This is a genomic window from Kitasatospora sp. MY 5-36, assembly GCF_001182915.1.
Taxonomy (GTDB): Bacteria; Actinomycetota; Actinomycetes; order Streptomycetales; family Streptomycetaceae; genus Kitasatospora.
In genome coordinates this window covers 1-1,489 of record NZ_LFVW01001185.1, presented here as the reverse complement: position 1 = coordinate 1,489, position 1,489 = coordinate 1, and the positions used below count along the sequence as shown (strand labels likewise).

The following is a 1,489-nucleotide window of genomic DNA, read 5'->3' as shown; positions in this document are numbered from 1 at the left end:
TTCTTCGCGGCCACCGGGGTCCGCCCGACGATCGGCGCGATCTGGTCGAAGGGCACCGCGAAGCCGTCGTGCAGCACGAAGGCGACCCGCTCGGCCGGGCCCAGCCGGTCCAGCACCACGAGCAGCGCCCGGCCCACCGACTCGACCAGCAGCGCCTCCCGCTCCGGCTCCGGGCCGCCGCCCGCCGCCTCCGGCAGCGCCTCGTCGGCCGGCTCCTCGCGGCGCGCGGCACGGGCCCGCAGCAGGTCCAGGCAGATCCGGGAGACCACCGTGGTCAGCCAGCCGGGCAGGTTGTCGATCTCCGCCGGACCGGTGCGGACCAGCCGCAGCCAGGCCTCCTGCACGGCGTCCTCGGCCTCGCCGGTCGAGCCGAGCATCCGCTGGGCGATCGCCCGCAGCCGGCCGCGCTCGGCCTCGAAGCGCTCCTCCGGCGCCTCGGCCCGCCGCCCCGGGGCCGCCGCCGCCCCAGCCGCCGCCCCCGACATCGCGTCCCGGTCCATCGGTCACCTTTCCTCGGCGCGGCCCGTCACCGCTATGACGATCCGTCCTCCTCCGAGGTGACCGGGAGACCACCATGACCTCCACCACGCTGCTCCACCTGGACTCCAGCATCAGCCCGTCCGGCTCGGTCAGCCGCGCCCTGACCGCCCGCTTCGCCGACGCCTGGCACGCCCGGCACGGCACCGCCGGCCGGGACCGGTACCGGTACCGCGACCTCGCCGCCGACCCGGTGCCCCCGGTGCGCGCCGCCTACGACGCCCTCGGCCGCCGCACCGAGCGCAAGGGGATACTCCCGCTGGACGACATCGGCCGCCTCGCCGAAGGGCCGGACGAGGCGCACGAGTGGACGCTCAGCCGCCCGCTGATCGAGGAGCTGCGGGCCGCCGGCACCCTGCTGGTCGGCAGCCCGATGTACAACTACACCGTCTCGGCCGGCCTCAAGGCGTGGATCGACCGGGTCACCTTCCCCGGCGTCCACCACGACCCGGAGACCGGCGAGCCGCTGCTGCGCGACACCCGCGTGGTGGTCGTCGCCGTCCGCGGCGGCGGCTACGCACCGGGCACCCCGCGCGCCCACTGCGACTTCCAGGTCCCGTACCTGCGGGCGTACTTCGACCGGATCGGGGTCGCGCCGGAGCACCTGCACGTGGTCACCGCCGAGCTCACCAGGGCCGCGGACGTCCCGGCGCTGAACGCCCTCCAGCCGCTCGCCGCCGAGTCGCTGGCGGCGGCCGAGGCCGCCCTCGACGAGCTGGCCGCGACGCTCTGAGCCGCCCTGACAGGCCTGGCCGGGCGGCCGCTACAGCGGGGTGACGGCCTTGAGCACCACCAACAGGGCCACGGCGGCGTTCAGCGCGCACAGCGCCGACACCGCCGTGCCGATCGCCGCGACCATCGCCGCCAGGCCCGCCGGGGTCTTGGCCGGCGGCCAGTTGCGGGAGGTCGGCACCGGGCCGAGCAGCGCGGCGACCCGGCGCGGCACCGGGCC

The 1,489-nt window shown here is 77.0% G+C and carries 2 protein-coding genes and 1 pseudogene; 1 reads left to right on the top strand and 2 read right to left on the bottom strand.

Annotated elements, in window-relative coordinates:
• Nucleotides 1-485: sigma-70 family RNA polymerase sigma factor (locus AE652_RS41250; protein WP_049661114.1), on the bottom strand; the 485-nt coding region annotated here is incomplete at its 3' end.
• Between the two features lie 89 nt (nt 486-574).
• On the opposite strand from AE652_RS41250, the gene AE652_RS41245 reads away from it, so the two are divergent.
• Complete coding sequence (locus AE652_RS41245; RefSeq protein WP_049661113.1) at nt 575-1,270, top strand: NAD(P)H-dependent oxidoreductase; 696 nt, start codon at nt 575-577, stop codon at nt 1,268-1,270.
• Nucleotides 1,271-1,300: 30 nt separating this feature from the next.
• Here the strand turns inward: AE652_RS41245 and AE652_RS41240 are convergent.
• Nucleotides 1,301-1,489 (bottom strand): annotated as a pseudogene (locus AE652_RS41240) (M56 family peptidase); the annotation flags it as partial.

Bases quoted from the DNA above. Each gene is read 5' to 3' on its own strand.
- AE652_RS41245 (WP_049661113.1), top strand. From the start codon at position 575: ATGACCTCCACCACGCTGCTCCACCTGGACTCCAGCATCAGCCCGTCC.